Origin of the sequence: Flavobacterium rhizosphaerae (genome assembly GCF_046000445.1) — a bacterium.
Lineage (GTDB): Bacteria > Bacteroidota > Bacteroidia > Flavobacteriales > Flavobacteriaceae > Flavobacterium > Flavobacterium rhizosphaerae.
In genome coordinates, this window is the sequence record NZ_JBELPZ010000002.1 from 439,746 (window position 1) to 453,172 (window position 13,427).

Below are 13,427 nucleotides of genomic sequence, written 5' to 3' on the forward strand. Positions count from 1 at the left end.
TTTATTCTTCAAGTAAATCGGGCCTTCGGCTTTGAGTATGTTGCAAGGCTTGGTCTTCACGCCATTTATCAATATTGGCTGCGTGCCCACTAAGCAAAACTTCAGGAACCTTCCAACCCTTATATTCTGCTGGGCGGGTATAAACAGGTGGCGCCAGTAAGTTATCCTGAAAACTATCAGTAAGTGCGGAGGTTTCATTACTTAAAACCCCGGGTATCAACCGTATTACTGCATCGGCTACCACCGCCGCTGCAAGCTCACCTCCTGAGAGGACAAAATCGCCTATCGAAATTTCTTTAGTTATAAAATGGTCCCGCACACGCTGGTCTACCCCTTTATAATGCCCACATAAAATAATAATATTTTTAAGTAAAGACATTTGGTTAGCCATGCCCTGGTTAAGTGTTTCGCCATCGGGGGTCATGTAAATCACCTCGTCATATTCCCGCTCGGCTTTCAGTTTAGTAATGCAAAGGTCAATAGGTTCTACCATCATTACCATACCTGCCCCTCCACCAAACTGGTAATCGTCTACATTTTTATGTTTATTAGTACTGTATTCGCGCAGGTTATGCACATGTACCTCTACAATGCCCTTATCAATAGCACGTTTAAGAATAGAGGCTTCAAAAGGACTTCGCAGCAATTCTGGCAATACGGTAATTATATCAATGCGCATAATTTTAATTTGATCAGGTCATTCAATTTGCAAATGTAACAATTATAGGCACTATCTTTTATTGCCAATTGTATATTGTAAAATTGATATGGTAATAAAATTACACTCCAAACTGCCTTAAATGATGGTCCAGGTGATTGTATTGTGCCATATCCCACTCTTCCATAGTCATTTTACCAAACAAAGGGTGTTTTTCAATTTTTATAACAGCAGGACCTTTTTCAGTGAATTGTTTCACCAGTGCTTTGAGCTCTTCTTTAGCCTGATCAAAATCAGGCTCATGGGTTATTTTAAATTCATTTGAGGTGGGTAAATCATGGCGCAGGGGTTTGCTGTCAATAAACATTTTTTTAGAGCTTCTACCAAAAAAAGTTTTCAGGAACCAATTGGGTTTAATTTCCATTTCACCAAAAGCCACCTTGATAGGCATCTGGCAGTGAAGCAACATTTGGCTTACAGTCATTTTTCCCCATTGAGAAAGTACTATAGGCGTTAACTGGTCTATACGTTCTATTATAATCCGGTTGCCGTTGGGGTCAAAAAGGCTTTGCATAGCTATACAATAAAATTTTATTACAGACTTTCCTTTTCCAGTACAATGTCAATAGGTTTGTTCATTTTACGCCCAAACTTCATAGTTGCCTGCTGGCTTTGGTTGCTGCACAAAATGTACATGTTGTAGCTATATAGCGGAATAATAACCGTTTTATATTTGCCCCCGTTTTCAGCGCCGTCTATATCTTCTACTTTTATACTGAAATTATCAGCCGGAAAGCTGTTGGCTACAGAAATAAGGTACGTATCTCCTGAATAAGGAAAAAACCAGCGTTCTTTTGTAGCGGTAGCGCCTTCGGGCAACCTTTTATCATCATCGCCTATTCTGTAATTACTATTAAAAACCATAGGCTTATCGGCATTTTTCCAGCTGTATTGGTTATTGCTGTTTATAACATCATTACCCAGGCTGTCTACAATAGTAATATGCAAATTTTTTATGTTCTCCTTTTTGCCGGCTTCATGCACATCAAGCACCACATAAGAGGTGAAATCATACCCGCAATGCATGGTAGTTTGCTGGGCATTAACTGAAAAACCAATAATTGCTAATATGAAAATAATGTATTTCATAATTTAATCTATTATGCTTACAAAGGTATGATTTTTACAATACATGTGCCTATATGGTTTTTAAATAAGCATTAAACACATATATTAACATACAGGCAGCTAAAAAGAGCCGTTTTTTCCACTTTTTAAGGCGCAAAATTTATCTGGCAATAGTTGCCTTATCCCTTTTATACAATAATGTTATAAACAGAAAGTCGCTTTTAATTTTTTTAAAATATCTACTTTATTACACAATTACAACGTTTTCGTTATTTAATAAAGTTTTAACATTTTTATATACAAACGTATAGTTTTTAAGCCCTGAATATTTGATAATTAAATGTATTGATGTGTTTTTGATTAAAGCTATTTTATCTATTCTTAGATTAAAACGATATAATTTTAAGGAAAACAAAAATTATTCACTTAAATTTTATCATTATGAGAAAAAACTTCCTCTATCAAAAACTGTTTTACTGTTTATGTGTCTTTGTGGCACTCCCTGCAATTATACAGGCTCAAACTGTAACCCCCTGGCTTACCAAAGGCGATAAAAGTGCACTTATACAGCAACAGGGAAATATTAGCTTTGGCCCCAACTCCGGAAGCAGCTCTTATACTATAACTGTTAATGCCGGCAATACTTACCAGACAATGGACGGATTTGGCTGGTGCCTTACCGATGGCAGCGCACAGGTAATATCCAGCCTTAATGCCACACAGCAAAATAATTTATTGCAGGAATTATTTAACCCTAACACAGGGCTGAGCTCTAATGTGGTACGTATCAGCATAGCATCGTCTGACCTTAGCCAATATACATACAGCTACGATGATACTTATGGTGATACCGCCCTTAATAACTTTAGCCTTGCGGGTTTTACTATGGATTATACTGTGCCGATACTTAAAAAAATATTGCAGATAAACCCAAATATAAAAATACTAGCAACCCCATGGTCTGCCCCTTACTGGATGAAAACCAATAATGGCTGGGTGGGCGGCAGCCTGCTTACCAGCCGCTATAGCACCTATGCCGATTATTTTGTAAAATATTTTCAGGCAATGCAGGCACAAGGCATTTATTTATGGGGTATTACACCACAAAATGAACCCGAAAACCCATACAATGAGCCAAGTATGACTATGAACTCGTCAGAGCAGAAAGACTTTATTAATAACCACCTGGGACCAAAAATGAATGCTGCCGGTTTTGGTTATATTAAAATTATTGCTTTTGACCATAATTGCGATAATACTGCCTACCCTACTGATGTACTTAATAACAGCGGCTATGTAGACGGCGCGGCTTTTCACCTGTATGCAGGAAATATTTCTGCAATGAGTACTGTACATAACAATACGGGTAAAAACGTTTATTTTACTGAGCAATATATTGGAGGGCCCAGCAATTTTTCGGGCGACTTTGGCTGGCATATGCAAAATGTGGTGATAGGCAGCGCCAACAACTGGTCTAAAGTAGCTATTGAATGGAACCTGGCCACCAATACTTCTTACGGCCCCCATACCGCAGGTGGCTGCGGCAATTGCGAAGGTGCGATAACGGTAAATAACAGTAGCAGCTATACCCGTAATACCAGCTATTATATTATTGGGCAAATATCTAAGTTTGTAAAAAACGGTGCCCAAAGAATAGGTACCAGTGTAAGCGGTGCTAATATATCGGCTTCTTCTTTTAAAAACAGTGATGGCAGCATTGTAGTAGTGGCTTACAATAACAATTCTTCTACGGCAAGTACTAAGGTGGTATCTGGCTCCAATGCTTTTACTTATTCCATCCCCGGAAAATCGGCCGTTACTTTTAAATGGACACCTTCGGGGGGATCAGCGGGTAGTTTTCCGGGATATTATAACATTATTTCGAGATTAAGCGGTAAAGGTTTAGATGTAGCCGATAACTCAACTGCAAGCGGTGGCAGCATACAACAATGGGACATTACAAATGGTGGCGGCAACAACCAGCGTTGGCGGTTTGAAGATGCGGGCAACGGCAATTATTATATAAGGGTTAAATCAACCGGAATGTACCTGGCCCTGGCAAGTACCAGTACAGCAGACGGAATTAAAGTGCAGCAGAAAACCTATGCAAACAATGATACCTACAAATGGATAGTTAGCAGTGTGGGTAGTGGTTATTATAAAATTGAAAATGTATATGGTGGGAAAGCGCTGGATGTTACAGATGTATCTACTGCAAATGGCGCACTGATACAGGTATGGGCCTATGGCGGTGGTAACAACCAGCAATGGTCTTTTAACCAGGTAGAAAGTTCGGCACGCTATGCTAATCCGGATATGATGGCAAACCCTGATGAGATAACTGTTAAAAGTTTCTCTATATTTCCTAACCCGGCTACCCAAACCGTAAACCTTACTGTTGAAGAAGCCGGTACATATTCTGTTATCAGCCTTACCGGAAGCGTAATCAGTAGCGGAAATGTAGCTTCAGGCCAAAACCAAATAAACGTAAGCGACCTTTCATCCGGATATTATTTTGTGCGTTTTGAAAATGAAAAAGGCAGTAGTAAAACTTTAAAACTTTTAAAAGAATAAATTCGGTATATATTTAATTAAAAACCCGTTTTGTAGTTAACAAAACGGGTTTTATTATATAAGATAGTAAGTATTTAAAGTTGAAATACTTATTTCACATCCATAAGTTCCACATCAAAAATAAGGGTAGCATCGGGTGGTATAACACCGCCTGCACCACGTGAACCATAACCAAGCTCAGAAGGGATTACAAAACGGGCTTTATCACCAACCTGTAAAAGGGCAATACCTTCGTCCCAACCCTGAATAACATAACCCTGTCCTAATGGGAATTCAATAGGCTCTTTGCGTTGGTATGAAGAATCAAACACCTCTCCGTTTTCAAGAGACCCTTTATAGTGTACGGATACTTTTTTACCTTTTTCGGCTTTTTTACCCGCACCTTTCTGTATTATTTTATAGCGCAACCCACTTTCGGTTTTATCAAAACCTGCCGCTATTTTATCAAGCGCTTCTTCACTCTTCTTTTTAGCTTCTGCAAGGCGCTTTTCACGTGAACCTTCAAACGTACGGAACGCTTCTATAGCATTCCAGTTTTTAGCCTCTTCGCCTTCGCGTATAATCTCAATACTTTCAATCTTATCTCCTTGGGCAATAGCATCTACTACATCCTGACCTTCAACCACATTACCAAAAACAGTATGTTTATTATCCAGCCATGGGGTTGCAACATGGGTTATAAAAAACTGTGATCCGTTACTGCCGGGGCCTGAATTGGCCATACTTAATACACCGGGGCCGCTATGTTTCAAGTCAGGATGAAATTCGTCATCAAACTGATAACCGGGGCCACCTGTACCTTTACCAAGGGGGCAACCGCCCTGTATCATAAAATCAGGTATCACACGGTGAAAGACAAGTCCGTCATAATACGGCTTCCCTTGTGGTTTGGCGTCATTTTCAAGATTTCCTTCGGCAAGGCCAACAAAATTACCCACAGTACCCGGGGTTTTATCATGCGTTAGCTTAACCAGTATAGTACCTTTAGAAGTATTAAATTTTGCGTAAATTCCGTTTTCCATTATTATTGTTTTTCGTTCAAAAGGCAAAGTTACAAATTTATTCTGCCTTGCAGGTATTAACAAAAACCTAATTTAAAAAGGCTGTTTCCATTTAATGCTGCACCCAAGGCTTGGTTTTTGGCTTTCTGGCAAACTGCGGTTATACAACACACTGTCAATAGCTCCCCGGAGGTCGCTGCCACTAAGGGGAATATTATTCCCCGGGCGCGAATCATCCAACTGGCCGTGGTATACTAATTTATCTTCTCCATCAAACAAATAAAAATCAGGGGTGCAGGCGGCGTTATAAGCTTTGGCTATTTCCTGAGTTTCATCAAACAGGTATGGAAAATCTATTTTATTTTTAAAAGCAAATTCTGCCATACGTTCCGGCCCATCCTGCGGGTAGCGTTCAACATCATTACTGCTTATCGCTATAACGCCAATGCCCTGTACACGGTAATCATTAGCAATCATTACTACTTCTTCCAATACATGGTGTACAAACGGGCAGTGGTTGCATATAAACATAACCAGCGTGCCTTCGTGCCCACGAAGTTCAGAAAACGATAGCATAGTGCCTGTAGTGGTATCTTTTAGCCAAAACTGCGGTGCAGGGGTACCCAGGGACAGCAACATATTAGAAGGTGTATTAGCCATTTTAGTTTATTTTTGTGAATAAATTTAATTATAAAATTATAATGTTGACCTGGGAAGAATTTGAAAAAACAGAAATGAGGGTGGGAACCATAACAGCCGTGAGTGATTTTCCGAAAGCGAGAAAGCCGGCTTACCAGCTTACTATTGACTTTGGTAAAGAAATTGGCGTGCGTAAATCATCGGCACAGATAACCAAAAGATATACAAAAGATATGCTTACAGGCAGGCAGGTTATTGCTGTAATTAATTTTCCTGAAAAGCAGATTGCCAATTTTATGAGCCAGTGCCTGGTACTTGGTGCAGTGGGTACAGAAGGCGATGTGGTTTTGCTCTCGCCCGACACTGTAGTTGAGAACGGGCTGCGTATACAATAAAAAAAGCCCAAAAACTATTAGCTTCCGGACCCTAAAAAAGTTTTATATGTGTTTGTTACCTAATATTAAATATCATCAAAACTTATATCAGTAAAACTTTCTGTTGTTACTGTAGCTTCTTCGCCTCTTTCACCAAATAATTTTTTAAAGTCTTTCTGGTGCCTTTCGCTTATTACTTCTTCCCCTTTGTGCTCTACCACAAAATTTGTCATTTCATCAAGAATTTCGCTGAAAGCTGCAAAATCTTCTTTGTATAAGTAAATTTTGTGCTTTTTGAAATGAAAAGAACCATCATCTTCAGTAAATTTTTTACTTTCTGTAATGGTTATATAATAATCATCAGCTTTGGTGGCCCTTACATCAAAAAAATATGTTCTCCTGCCTGCCCTTAAAACTTTAGAAAAGATTTCTTCCTTTTCCAACATATCATTTTCTTTCATAATCCTTTGTTAATTTTATTTGGTTTATGTAGCACTCAAAAATCTAAAAAAAATCTAAATAATACAAGATTTTACCCTAATTCTTTTTCCGAAAGTTGTTTCAGGTACAATTCTTTATACAAACCACTCTCATTTATAAGCTGATTGTGAGTGCCTTGCTCCACTATTTCCCCACCTTCCATTATAATAATACGGTCAGCATTTTTGGCTGACGATACCCTGTGGCTTACAATAATTGTGGTTTTATCTTTGCAAAACTCCATAAGGTTATTTAAAATAGCCTCTTCGGTTTCTGTATCTACTGCCGAAAGACAATCATCAAGTAACAATACCGGGGCATCTTTTATCATAGCACGGGCTATAGAAACGCGCTGTTTTTGCCCACCGGAAAGTGTAATACCCCTTTCACCTAATATGGTTTCATACTGTTTTGTAAAAGTTGCGATATTATGGTGTACAACTGCTTTTTGAGCAACTGCTACTACTTCATCATCAGTAGCATCTTCATTACCAAATTTAATATTGTTTTTTATAGTATCACTAAATAAAAAGGCATCTTGCGGTACAAAGCCTATACTGTTACGCAAGTCATACAGGTTAAGTTCTTTTATATCCTGCCCGTCTACAAGTATTTGCCCTGATTGCGGATCGTACAACCTGCTTATTAAAGAAAGTACGGTGCTTTTTCCGGAGCCGGTGCGGCCCAATATTGCCAGCGTTTCACCTTTCTTAACGGTGAATGATATATTTTTAAGCGCCGTTATATTGGTATCTTCATAAGTAAAAGATACATCTTTAAACGTAATGGTACCCAATACAGGAGTATGGTTGGAATTTTCGTTTTTAATATCCGGTTCAGTTTTTAAAAACTCATTAATCCTTTTTTGTGATGCTTCGGCCTCCTGTATCATGCTCGATATCCACCCTAAAGAGGCTACCGGCCAGGTAAGCATATTTATATACAGTATAAACTCGGCTATTGTACCTATATCAGGTATGGCACCATTAATATACATGCGCCCGCCTACATAAATAACAACCAGGTTACTTATACCTATAAGCAATATCATTAACGGGCCAAATAAAGCGCTCACCTTGGCAAGGCCCATATTTCGCTTTTTGCTTTCCCTTGAAAGCTCTGTAAACCCGGCATGTTTAAGCGCTTCCAGCGCATAGGCCTTTATAACCCTTATACCTGAAAAATTTTCCTGTGAATAGCTGGAAAGCAAACTTAGGTTTTGCTGTACCAGTGTACTACGGCGGTTAATTTCTTTACTTACCCAAAAAATACTATAAGCCAAAACGGGTAATGGCAACAAGGTATACAATGTAAGCTTTGGCGAAATAATAAGCATCTGGGTAATAATAACCACAAAACGTATAACTGTGTTAGAAGAATACATTATAGCCGGGCCAACATACTGGCGCACACGGTTTACATCTTCACTTATACGGTTCATAAGGTCTCCTGTACGGTTGCGCTTGTAAAACGACTGGCTAAGGTTTTCATAATGCCTGAATATCTCGTTTTTAAGGTCATACTCTATATGGCGCGACATTACTATAAGGGTTTGGCGCATTAAAAAGGTAAGCACCCCTGCTACCAGTGTAGTAACCACTATCCAGAATAAATTCATCTTGAGGCTCTCCACAATAACATCGCGGGTAGCATTTTGGTCTTTTAAAAATACCTGGATATCATTTACACTATCACCAATTAATTTTGGGGTAAAAAGTGAGAATGTTTGTGCACCAATGGTAATGAATATACCAAGCAGCAACTGAAATTTATATTTATAAAAATATTTATTTAAATATTTAAGTTCTTTCATAGTAAAAAATAGAAAATATCAAAAAAACATCAGGCGCATTGTTAAAAAAACAACCTAAAAATATCATACATTCATAATTTACACCGTGTTTAATTAAAAATAATATAAAAAAATACCCTTAAAATAACATATAACAATAAAATGTGTAATTTTGTATACTTTTCTAAAAATTAATAACTATGTATACCGATGTAATTAAGGCCTCAGAACTTATAAAAGCTGATCCACTTTTCGGACAAACGTCTTTTGACAACCACGAACAGGTAGTTTTTTGCCATGACAAAGATACTGGTTTAAAAGCAATAATTGGTATACATAATACAGTTTTGGGGCCTGCCCTGGGCGGTACCCGTATGTGGAACTATACCAATGAATGGGAAGCACTTAATGATGTGTTAAGGCTTTCGCGCGGCATGACTTACAAATCGGCAATATCCGGATTAAACCTTGGCGGTGGCAAAGCCGTAATAATTGGTGATGCCAAAGCTGACAAGACCCCTGCCATGATGAAACGTTTTGGCGAATTTATACACTCGCTAAGCGGTAAATATATAACTGCAGAAGATGTGGGTACCACCACGCCAGATATGGATATTATACGTGATGTTACCCCTTATGTTACGGGAATATCTGAGTCACGTGGCGGCTCCGGAAACCCTTCGCCTGTTACTGCTTATGGTGTGTATATGGGTATGAAGGCAGCTGCGATGCACCGTTTTGGTACCGATAGCCTTGCGGGTAAATCGGTTTTGGTACAGGGTACAGGCCATGTGGGGGAAACACTTATAAGTTACCTTACCAAAGAAGACGCCAAGGTATATGTTACTGATATTAATGAAGAGCGTATGCAGTTAATGGTTACAACTTATGGGGCAATACCATTTACAGGCGATGATATTTACAGCGCCGATGTAGATATTTATGCACCATGTGCACTTGGAGCCACTATTAATGATGATACTATACAAAAGCTTAAAGTAAAAGTTATTGCCGGGGCTGCTAACAACCAACTTGCCAATGAGGCAACACACGGCAGGATACTTATGGAAAGAGGCATACATTATGCCCCTGACTTTTTAATAAATGCGGGAGGTATAATAAATGTGTATTCTGAAATTGCGGGGTATGATAAAGCCGAGGCTTTAAAGAAAACCGAAAATATTTATAATACTACGTTAGAGATATTTAACCTTGCAGAGCTAAATAATATTACTACGCAACAGGCGGCCATGTCTATAGCACAAAAGCGTATTGACGAAAGAAAAAAAGAAACGGCTAAATAAATTAGCTTTAAAAAATATAATTACTAATTTTGCTAAGCGAAAGAAAATATTTTCTTTCGCTTATTAATTTTAAAAAGTTCTTAAAAAAGCGCGATGCTAAACAGGAGACATATTCGTGTAAAGGTGATGCAATCTATCTACGCCATGCATCAAAATCATTCTGATAACCTTGAAAAGGAAGAGAAATTCCTGTTTCAGAGTATAGAAAATATCCAGGACTTATATCTGGTTATGTTATCGGCACTTATAGAATTGCGTAATGTTGAAGACGATTTTATTGAAAAATCACAAAAAAAGCATTTAGCAACACAGGAAGAACGTAATCCTAACCTGAAATTTGTAAATAATATTGCGCTAAAGCTTTTAGAAGAAAACAACGGCCTTAGTATAGCGCTGGAAAACCGCAAAATAAATAACTGGAAGCTTAATGACGATTATATTGTTATTTTGCTTAATGAGGTAAAAAACAGCGATATTTATAAAGAGTATATGCACAACCGTGATAATACTTTTGAAGAGGATAAAGAATTTATAATCAATATTTTTACACAGGTTATTGCCCCTAATGATAAGCTTTATGAATATCTTGAAGATTATAAGCTTACCTGGGTTGATGATATACCTTTAGTTAATACCCTTATAAATAAACAACTTAAACAATTAAATGTTGATAGTGGCAACAGTTACTTGGCGCCCAGGTTGTTTAAGGATATTGATGATAAAGAATTTGTGCGTAACCTGTTCAGGAAAACAGTGCTTAACGATACCGAGCTTTCAAAAGAATTTGTTGGTAAAACACCAAACTGGGATACCGAGCGTATTGCCGAAGTGGATACAATCATTTTAAAAATGGCCATTTGCGAGTTTTTAAAATTCCCATCAATTCCGGTAAAAGTTACTATTAACGAATATCTTGAAATTGCTAAGGAATACAGTACGCCAAAAAGTAGTATTTTTATCAACGGTATTTTAGATAACCTTGTAAAAGACTATCAAACATATAATAAGTTAGTAAAAACCGGCAGAGGTTTAATGTAAAACAAATTAATATTATTACCATGATTAAAAAATCATTAGCTATGTTCGCCATAGCTTCATTAGCCCTTACAGCTTCTTGCAAAAAAGAAAATGCAGCTTTACGTATAGATGACCAGACAGCAAAAAAAGCTGAACTGGCACATGCCGAAGCAGGAAAACTTCCTGTAATTTCATTTGAGAATACAGAATATGATTTTGGTACGGTTGACCAGGGAGAAAAAGTTAACCATACCTATACTTTTACCAATACCGGAACTGCAGACCTTATTATAAGCGATGCTAAAGCAAGCTGTGGCTGTACAGTGCCCAGCTTTACAAAAGATGCCGTTAAACCCGGAGAAAAAGGTGAAGTAACTGTAGAGTTTAATACTGCAGGGAAAAAAGGATCACAATCAAAAACAGTAACACTTACACTTAATACCGAAAAAGGTACTGAGATGCTTAAATTTACTGCAGATGTAAAAGACAACGGTATAGGCGTTGCAAAAGGAAAATAATTAAATTATAAACATGGCAGATATTCAACAGTTTTTACCGATAATTCTATTAGTAATCATTTTTTACTTTTTCATGATCAGGCCCCAGCAAAAAAGGGTTAAACAGGAAAAAGAATTTGAAAGCACCCTTAAAGTTGGTGATAAAATAATTACAAAAAGTGGTATACACGGTCGCATTTCAGAACTGGCTAACGATACTGTAGTTATAGAAACTATGGCTGGCAGGCTAAAAATGGAACGCAGTGCAATATCATTAGAATTGTCTAAAAAATTACACGACAAAAAATAATAATATTGTCTTAGTACTTAAAAAGCTGCCAATAGGCAGCTTTTTTTAATCTAATATCTTAATTAATTCTCCTTCAGGAGTAAATGTCACTGTAGTATTTATTCCATCTTTACTTAAAACGAGCTTATAACTGCCATCTTCTGCTTTATAAGCCTCTTTTACAGTATAAGATCCGTAACCGGCTTTTATCTTATCCATAGCTTCTTTAGAAACCTCAGATACTTTAATTTTTTTATATTGCTTCTCCTGCTGCATAAATATACAACGCTCATTATTTATGCCCCAGGATGTAACAGCAGCTTCAGAAATATAAAAGCCTCCTGTTAATGCTACTATTAATAAGAACTTTTTCATAATCATAATTTTTAGGAATTATTCAAAGTTACTTAACAGCAAGCTACTTACTCTTAATGTTATATTAAATTACTATATCTTGCTCTTTTTCTCATTGGCTAATTTTACATCGTCAGCATCTTTCTCCATGGATTCTTGTTGTAAAATAGCATTCTTATCATATTGTAATTTTATATAGATAGGAAAATGGTCAGAATTAAAATTTTTACATCTCTTCATACTTACAAGTTTAAAATGTTTGGATATGAAAGCATGATCTAAAGGAAAACGCATGAAAAAATAATGTGCATGGAAAGAATTATAAAATCCCCTACCCTTTCGCGGATCCAAAAGACCACTCATCTTCAAAAATAATTTTGTGGTATAACTCCAGGCAACATCATTTAAATCTCCAAATACTATAACAGGGTCTTTACATTTTTCAGCCATATCTGCAACCAAAAGCAACTCTTTATCCCTCTCTGTAGACCTTATATTTTCGTTAGGTACAGGTGGTGTTGGGTGTACTGCGAATAAACGCACATCTACACCGTTTTTAAGCTTAATAAATGTATGTATAGAGGGTATATCATCTTCAACTAAATATTTTACTTCTAAATTTAAGAGTTCATATTTAGAATATAAAAGCATACCATAAGTGTTTTCCTGAGGAACTTTTTTACAATAGGCAAAATTTTCACTTAACTCATTAGTATTCTCCTCCCAGTATTTATTGGTTTCAATTAATAAAACAATATCCGGATTTGCAGATTTAATCTGATTTAAGCATCCTGAATAATTTGTATTATCCTGATACACATTAGCAATCATTATTGACAATGTATCTTCATCTTTTACTGATGAAGCATTTAATACCTGTTTTTTGGCAAAAAATGTAAATGGAAATATTAAATAGCCTATATACAGTATGTTGATTAATACTAAAACTATAAGTATATAATAGTAAAGCGTATTTTTAAAAAAAATAAAAAGTAACAGTAAACACAAAAAGGAAAACACAAATTTTTGCAGACGTGGATAATCAAATATTCTGAATGCCCAATTGTCGTTCCTGATTATAGATAGTATGGTAAATAACAATGATATTACTACGAGTATTGTCAGAAAAATATCCATTAATAGATTGTATTACAGCACATGAATATCAAATATACATTTAATATTTATTAAGATAATACATACAATTAGTATTTAAGTTGACATTAACACAAATTAATAAAACAAAAAAAATCCCCTATCCATAAGGATAGGGGATTTATATAAGAAGGCGATGACATACTCTCCCACAAACTGCAGTAC

Annotated in this window: 15 protein-coding genes; 6 read left to right on the plus strand and 9 right to left on the minus strand. The window is 36.7% G+C overall.

All coding sequences use genetic code 11. The features are described 5' to 3' along the window. Nucleotide 1: 1 nt before the first annotated feature. The 3 genes from trmD to ABS766_RS04250 all read right to left on the minus strand — a co-directional run bounded on the left by trmD (nucleotide 2) and on the right by ABS766_RS04250 (nucleotide 1,807). Nucleotides 2-679, minus strand: coding sequence for a tRNA (guanosine(37)-N1)-methyltransferase TrmD (trmD, locus tag ABS766_RS04240; RefSeq protein WP_408083876.1), 678 nt, complete (start codon nucleotides 677-679; stop codon nucleotides 2-4). Nucleotides 680-779: 100 nt separating this feature from the next. Further along, on the minus strand, nucleotides 780-1,232 hold the full coding sequence (locus ABS766_RS04245) for a DUF1569 domain-containing protein (RefSeq protein ID WP_408083877.1): 453 nt from the start codon (nucleotides 1,230-1,232) through the stop codon (nucleotides 780-782). Nucleotides 1,233-1,252: 20 nt separating this feature from the next. Then, nucleotides 1,253-1,807 (minus strand): hypothetical protein, encoded by a 555-nt coding sequence (locus ABS766_RS04250; protein WP_408083878.1) that lies wholly within the window; start codon nucleotides 1,805-1,807, stop codon nucleotides 1,253-1,255. Nucleotides 1,808-2,227: 420 nt separating this feature from the next. Between ABS766_RS04250 and ABS766_RS04255 the strand changes: the two genes are divergently transcribed. Further along, complete coding sequence (locus tag ABS766_RS04255) at nucleotides 2,228-4,360, plus strand: RICIN domain-containing protein (RefSeq protein ID WP_408083879.1); 2,133 nt, start codon at nucleotides 2,228-2,230, stop codon at nucleotides 4,358-4,360. 89 nt (nucleotides 4,361-4,449) lie between these two features. Here ABS766_RS04255 and ABS766_RS04260 read toward each other — a convergent pair whose 3' ends face one another. Together ABS766_RS04260 and ABS766_RS04265 are read right to left on the minus strand one after the other, a co-directional pair. Beyond that, entirely contained in the window at nucleotides 4,450-5,382 is a 933-nt protein-coding gene (locus ABS766_RS04260; protein ID WP_408083880.1) for a peptidylprolyl isomerase, read from the minus strand. Nucleotides 5,383-5,454: 72 nt separating this feature from the next. Continuing rightward, nucleotides 5,455-6,021, minus strand: coding sequence for a thioredoxin family protein (locus tag ABS766_RS04265; protein ID WP_408083881.1), 567 nt, complete (start codon nucleotides 6,019-6,021; stop codon nucleotides 5,455-5,457). Nucleotides 6,022-6,062: 41 nt separating this feature from the next. On the opposite strand from ABS766_RS04265, the gene ABS766_RS04270 reads away from it, so the two are divergent. Beyond that, the gene (locus ABS766_RS04270; protein ID WP_408083882.1) at nucleotides 6,063-6,395 is read left to right on the plus strand and encodes a tRNA-binding protein; all 333 of its coding nucleotides are present in this window, start codon (nucleotides 6,063-6,065) and stop codon (nucleotides 6,393-6,395) included. 65 nt (nucleotides 6,396-6,460) lie between these two features. Here the strand turns inward: ABS766_RS04270 and ABS766_RS04275 are convergent, their stop codons facing one another. Continuing rightward, a complete protein-coding gene (locus ABS766_RS04275) occupies nucleotides 6,461-6,835 on the minus strand; it encodes a PUR family DNA/RNA-binding protein (protein ID WP_408083883.1) in 375 nt (124 codons plus the stop codon). A 71-nt stretch (nucleotides 6,836-6,906) separates the two neighbouring features. After that, nucleotides 6,907-8,667 carry an ABC transporter ATP-binding protein gene (locus ABS766_RS04280; RefSeq protein WP_408083884.1) on the minus strand — a complete coding sequence of 587 codons (1,761 nt, stop codon included), beginning with the start codon at nucleotides 8,665-8,667 and terminating at the stop codon, nucleotides 6,907-6,909. Between the two features lie 179 nt (nucleotides 8,668-8,846). Here ABS766_RS04280 and ABS766_RS04285 point away from each other — a divergent pair, with 179 nt between their 5' ends. The 4 genes from ABS766_RS04285 (at nucleotide 8,847) to yajC (ending at nucleotide 11,774) form a co-directional block, all read left to right on the plus strand. Continuing rightward, nucleotides 8,847-9,950 carry a Glu/Leu/Phe/Val dehydrogenase dimerization domain-containing protein gene (locus tag ABS766_RS04285; RefSeq protein WP_408083885.1) on the plus strand — a complete coding sequence of 368 codons (1,104 nt, stop codon included), beginning with the start codon at nucleotides 8,847-8,849 and terminating at the stop codon, nucleotides 9,948-9,950. A gap of 126 nt (nucleotides 9,951-10,076) precedes the next feature. Continuing rightward, complete coding sequence (gene nusB / locus ABS766_RS04290) at nucleotides 10,077-10,988, plus strand: transcription antitermination factor NusB (RefSeq protein ID WP_408083886.1); 912 nt, start codon at nucleotides 10,077-10,079, stop codon at nucleotides 10,986-10,988. 20 nt (nucleotides 10,989-11,008) lie between these two features. After that, nucleotides 11,009-11,485, plus strand: a complete 477-nt coding sequence (locus ABS766_RS04295; protein ID WP_408083887.1) for a DUF1573 domain-containing protein — start codon at nucleotides 11,009-11,011, stop codon at nucleotides 11,483-11,485. 13 nt (nucleotides 11,486-11,498) lie between these two features. Then, complete coding sequence (gene yajC, locus ABS766_RS04300; RefSeq protein WP_408083888.1) at nucleotides 11,499-11,774, plus strand: preprotein translocase subunit YajC; 276 nt, start codon at nucleotides 11,499-11,501, stop codon at nucleotides 11,772-11,774. A 45-nt stretch (nucleotides 11,775-11,819) separates the two neighbouring features. On the opposite strand, the gene ABS766_RS04305 is transcribed toward yajC, so the two are convergent. Next, a complete protein-coding gene (locus ABS766_RS04305) occupies nucleotides 11,820-12,128 on the minus strand; it encodes a hypothetical protein (RefSeq protein WP_408083889.1) in 309 nt (102 codons plus the stop codon). A gap of 72 nt (nucleotides 12,129-12,200) precedes the next feature. After that, complete coding sequence (locus ABS766_RS04310) at nucleotides 12,201-13,244, minus strand: endonuclease/exonuclease/phosphatase family protein (protein ID WP_408083890.1); 1,044 nt, start codon at nucleotides 13,242-13,244, stop codon at nucleotides 12,201-12,203. Between the last annotated feature and the right edge of the window lie 183 nt (nucleotides 13,245-13,427).

Coding starts and splice junctions, on each gene's coding strand:
- ABS766_RS04275 (WP_408083883.1), bottom strand. CDS start 6,835: ATGAAAGAAAATGATATGTTGGAAAAGGAAGAAATCTTTTCTAAAGTT.
- ABS766_RS04305 (WP_408083889.1), bottom strand. CDS start 12,128: ATGAAAAAGTTCTTATTAATAGTAGCATTAACAGGAGGCTTTTATATT.
- yajC (WP_408083888.1), top strand. CDS start 11,499: ATGGCAGATATTCAACAGTTTTTACCGATAATTCTATTAGTAATCATT.
- ABS766_RS04245 (WP_408083877.1), bottom strand. CDS start 1,232: ATGCAAAGCCTTTTTGACCCCAACGGCAACCGGATTATAATAGAACGT.
- ABS766_RS04295 (WP_408083887.1), top strand. CDS start 11,009: ATGATTAAAAAATCATTAGCTATGTTCGCCATAGCTTCATTAGCCCTT.
- ABS766_RS04270 (WP_408083882.1), top strand. CDS start 6,063: ATGTTGACCTGGGAAGAATTTGAAAAAACAGAAATGAGGGTGGGAACC.
- ABS766_RS04265 (WP_408083881.1), bottom strand. CDS start 6,021: ATGGCTAATACACCTTCTAATATGTTGCTGTCCCTGGGTACCCCTGCA.
- trmD (WP_408083876.1), bottom strand. CDS start 679: ATGCGCATTGATATAATTACCGTATTGCCAGAATTGCTGCGAAGTCCT.
- nusB (WP_408083886.1), top strand. CDS start 10,077: ATGCAATCTATCTACGCCATGCATCAAAATCATTCTGATAACCTTGAA.
- ABS766_RS04250 (WP_408083878.1), bottom strand. CDS start 1,807: ATGAAATACATTATTTTCATATTAGCAATTATTGGTTTTTCAGTTAAT.
- ABS766_RS04260 (WP_408083880.1), bottom strand. CDS start 5,382: ATGGAAAACGGAATTTACGCAAAATTTAATACTTCTAAAGGTACTATA.
- ABS766_RS04255 (WP_408083879.1), top strand. CDS start 2,228: ATGAGAAAAAACTTCCTCTATCAAAAACTGTTTTACTGTTTATGTGTC.
- ABS766_RS04285 (WP_408083885.1), top strand. CDS start 8,847: ATGTATACCGATGTAATTAAGGCCTCAGAACTTATAAAAGCTGATCCA.
- ABS766_RS04280 (WP_408083884.1), bottom strand. CDS start 8,667: ATGAAAGAACTTAAATATTTAAATAAATATTTTTATAAATATAAATTT.
- ABS766_RS04310 (WP_408083890.1), bottom strand. CDS start 13,244: ATGGATATTTTTCTGACAATACTCGTAGTAATATCATTGTTATTTACC.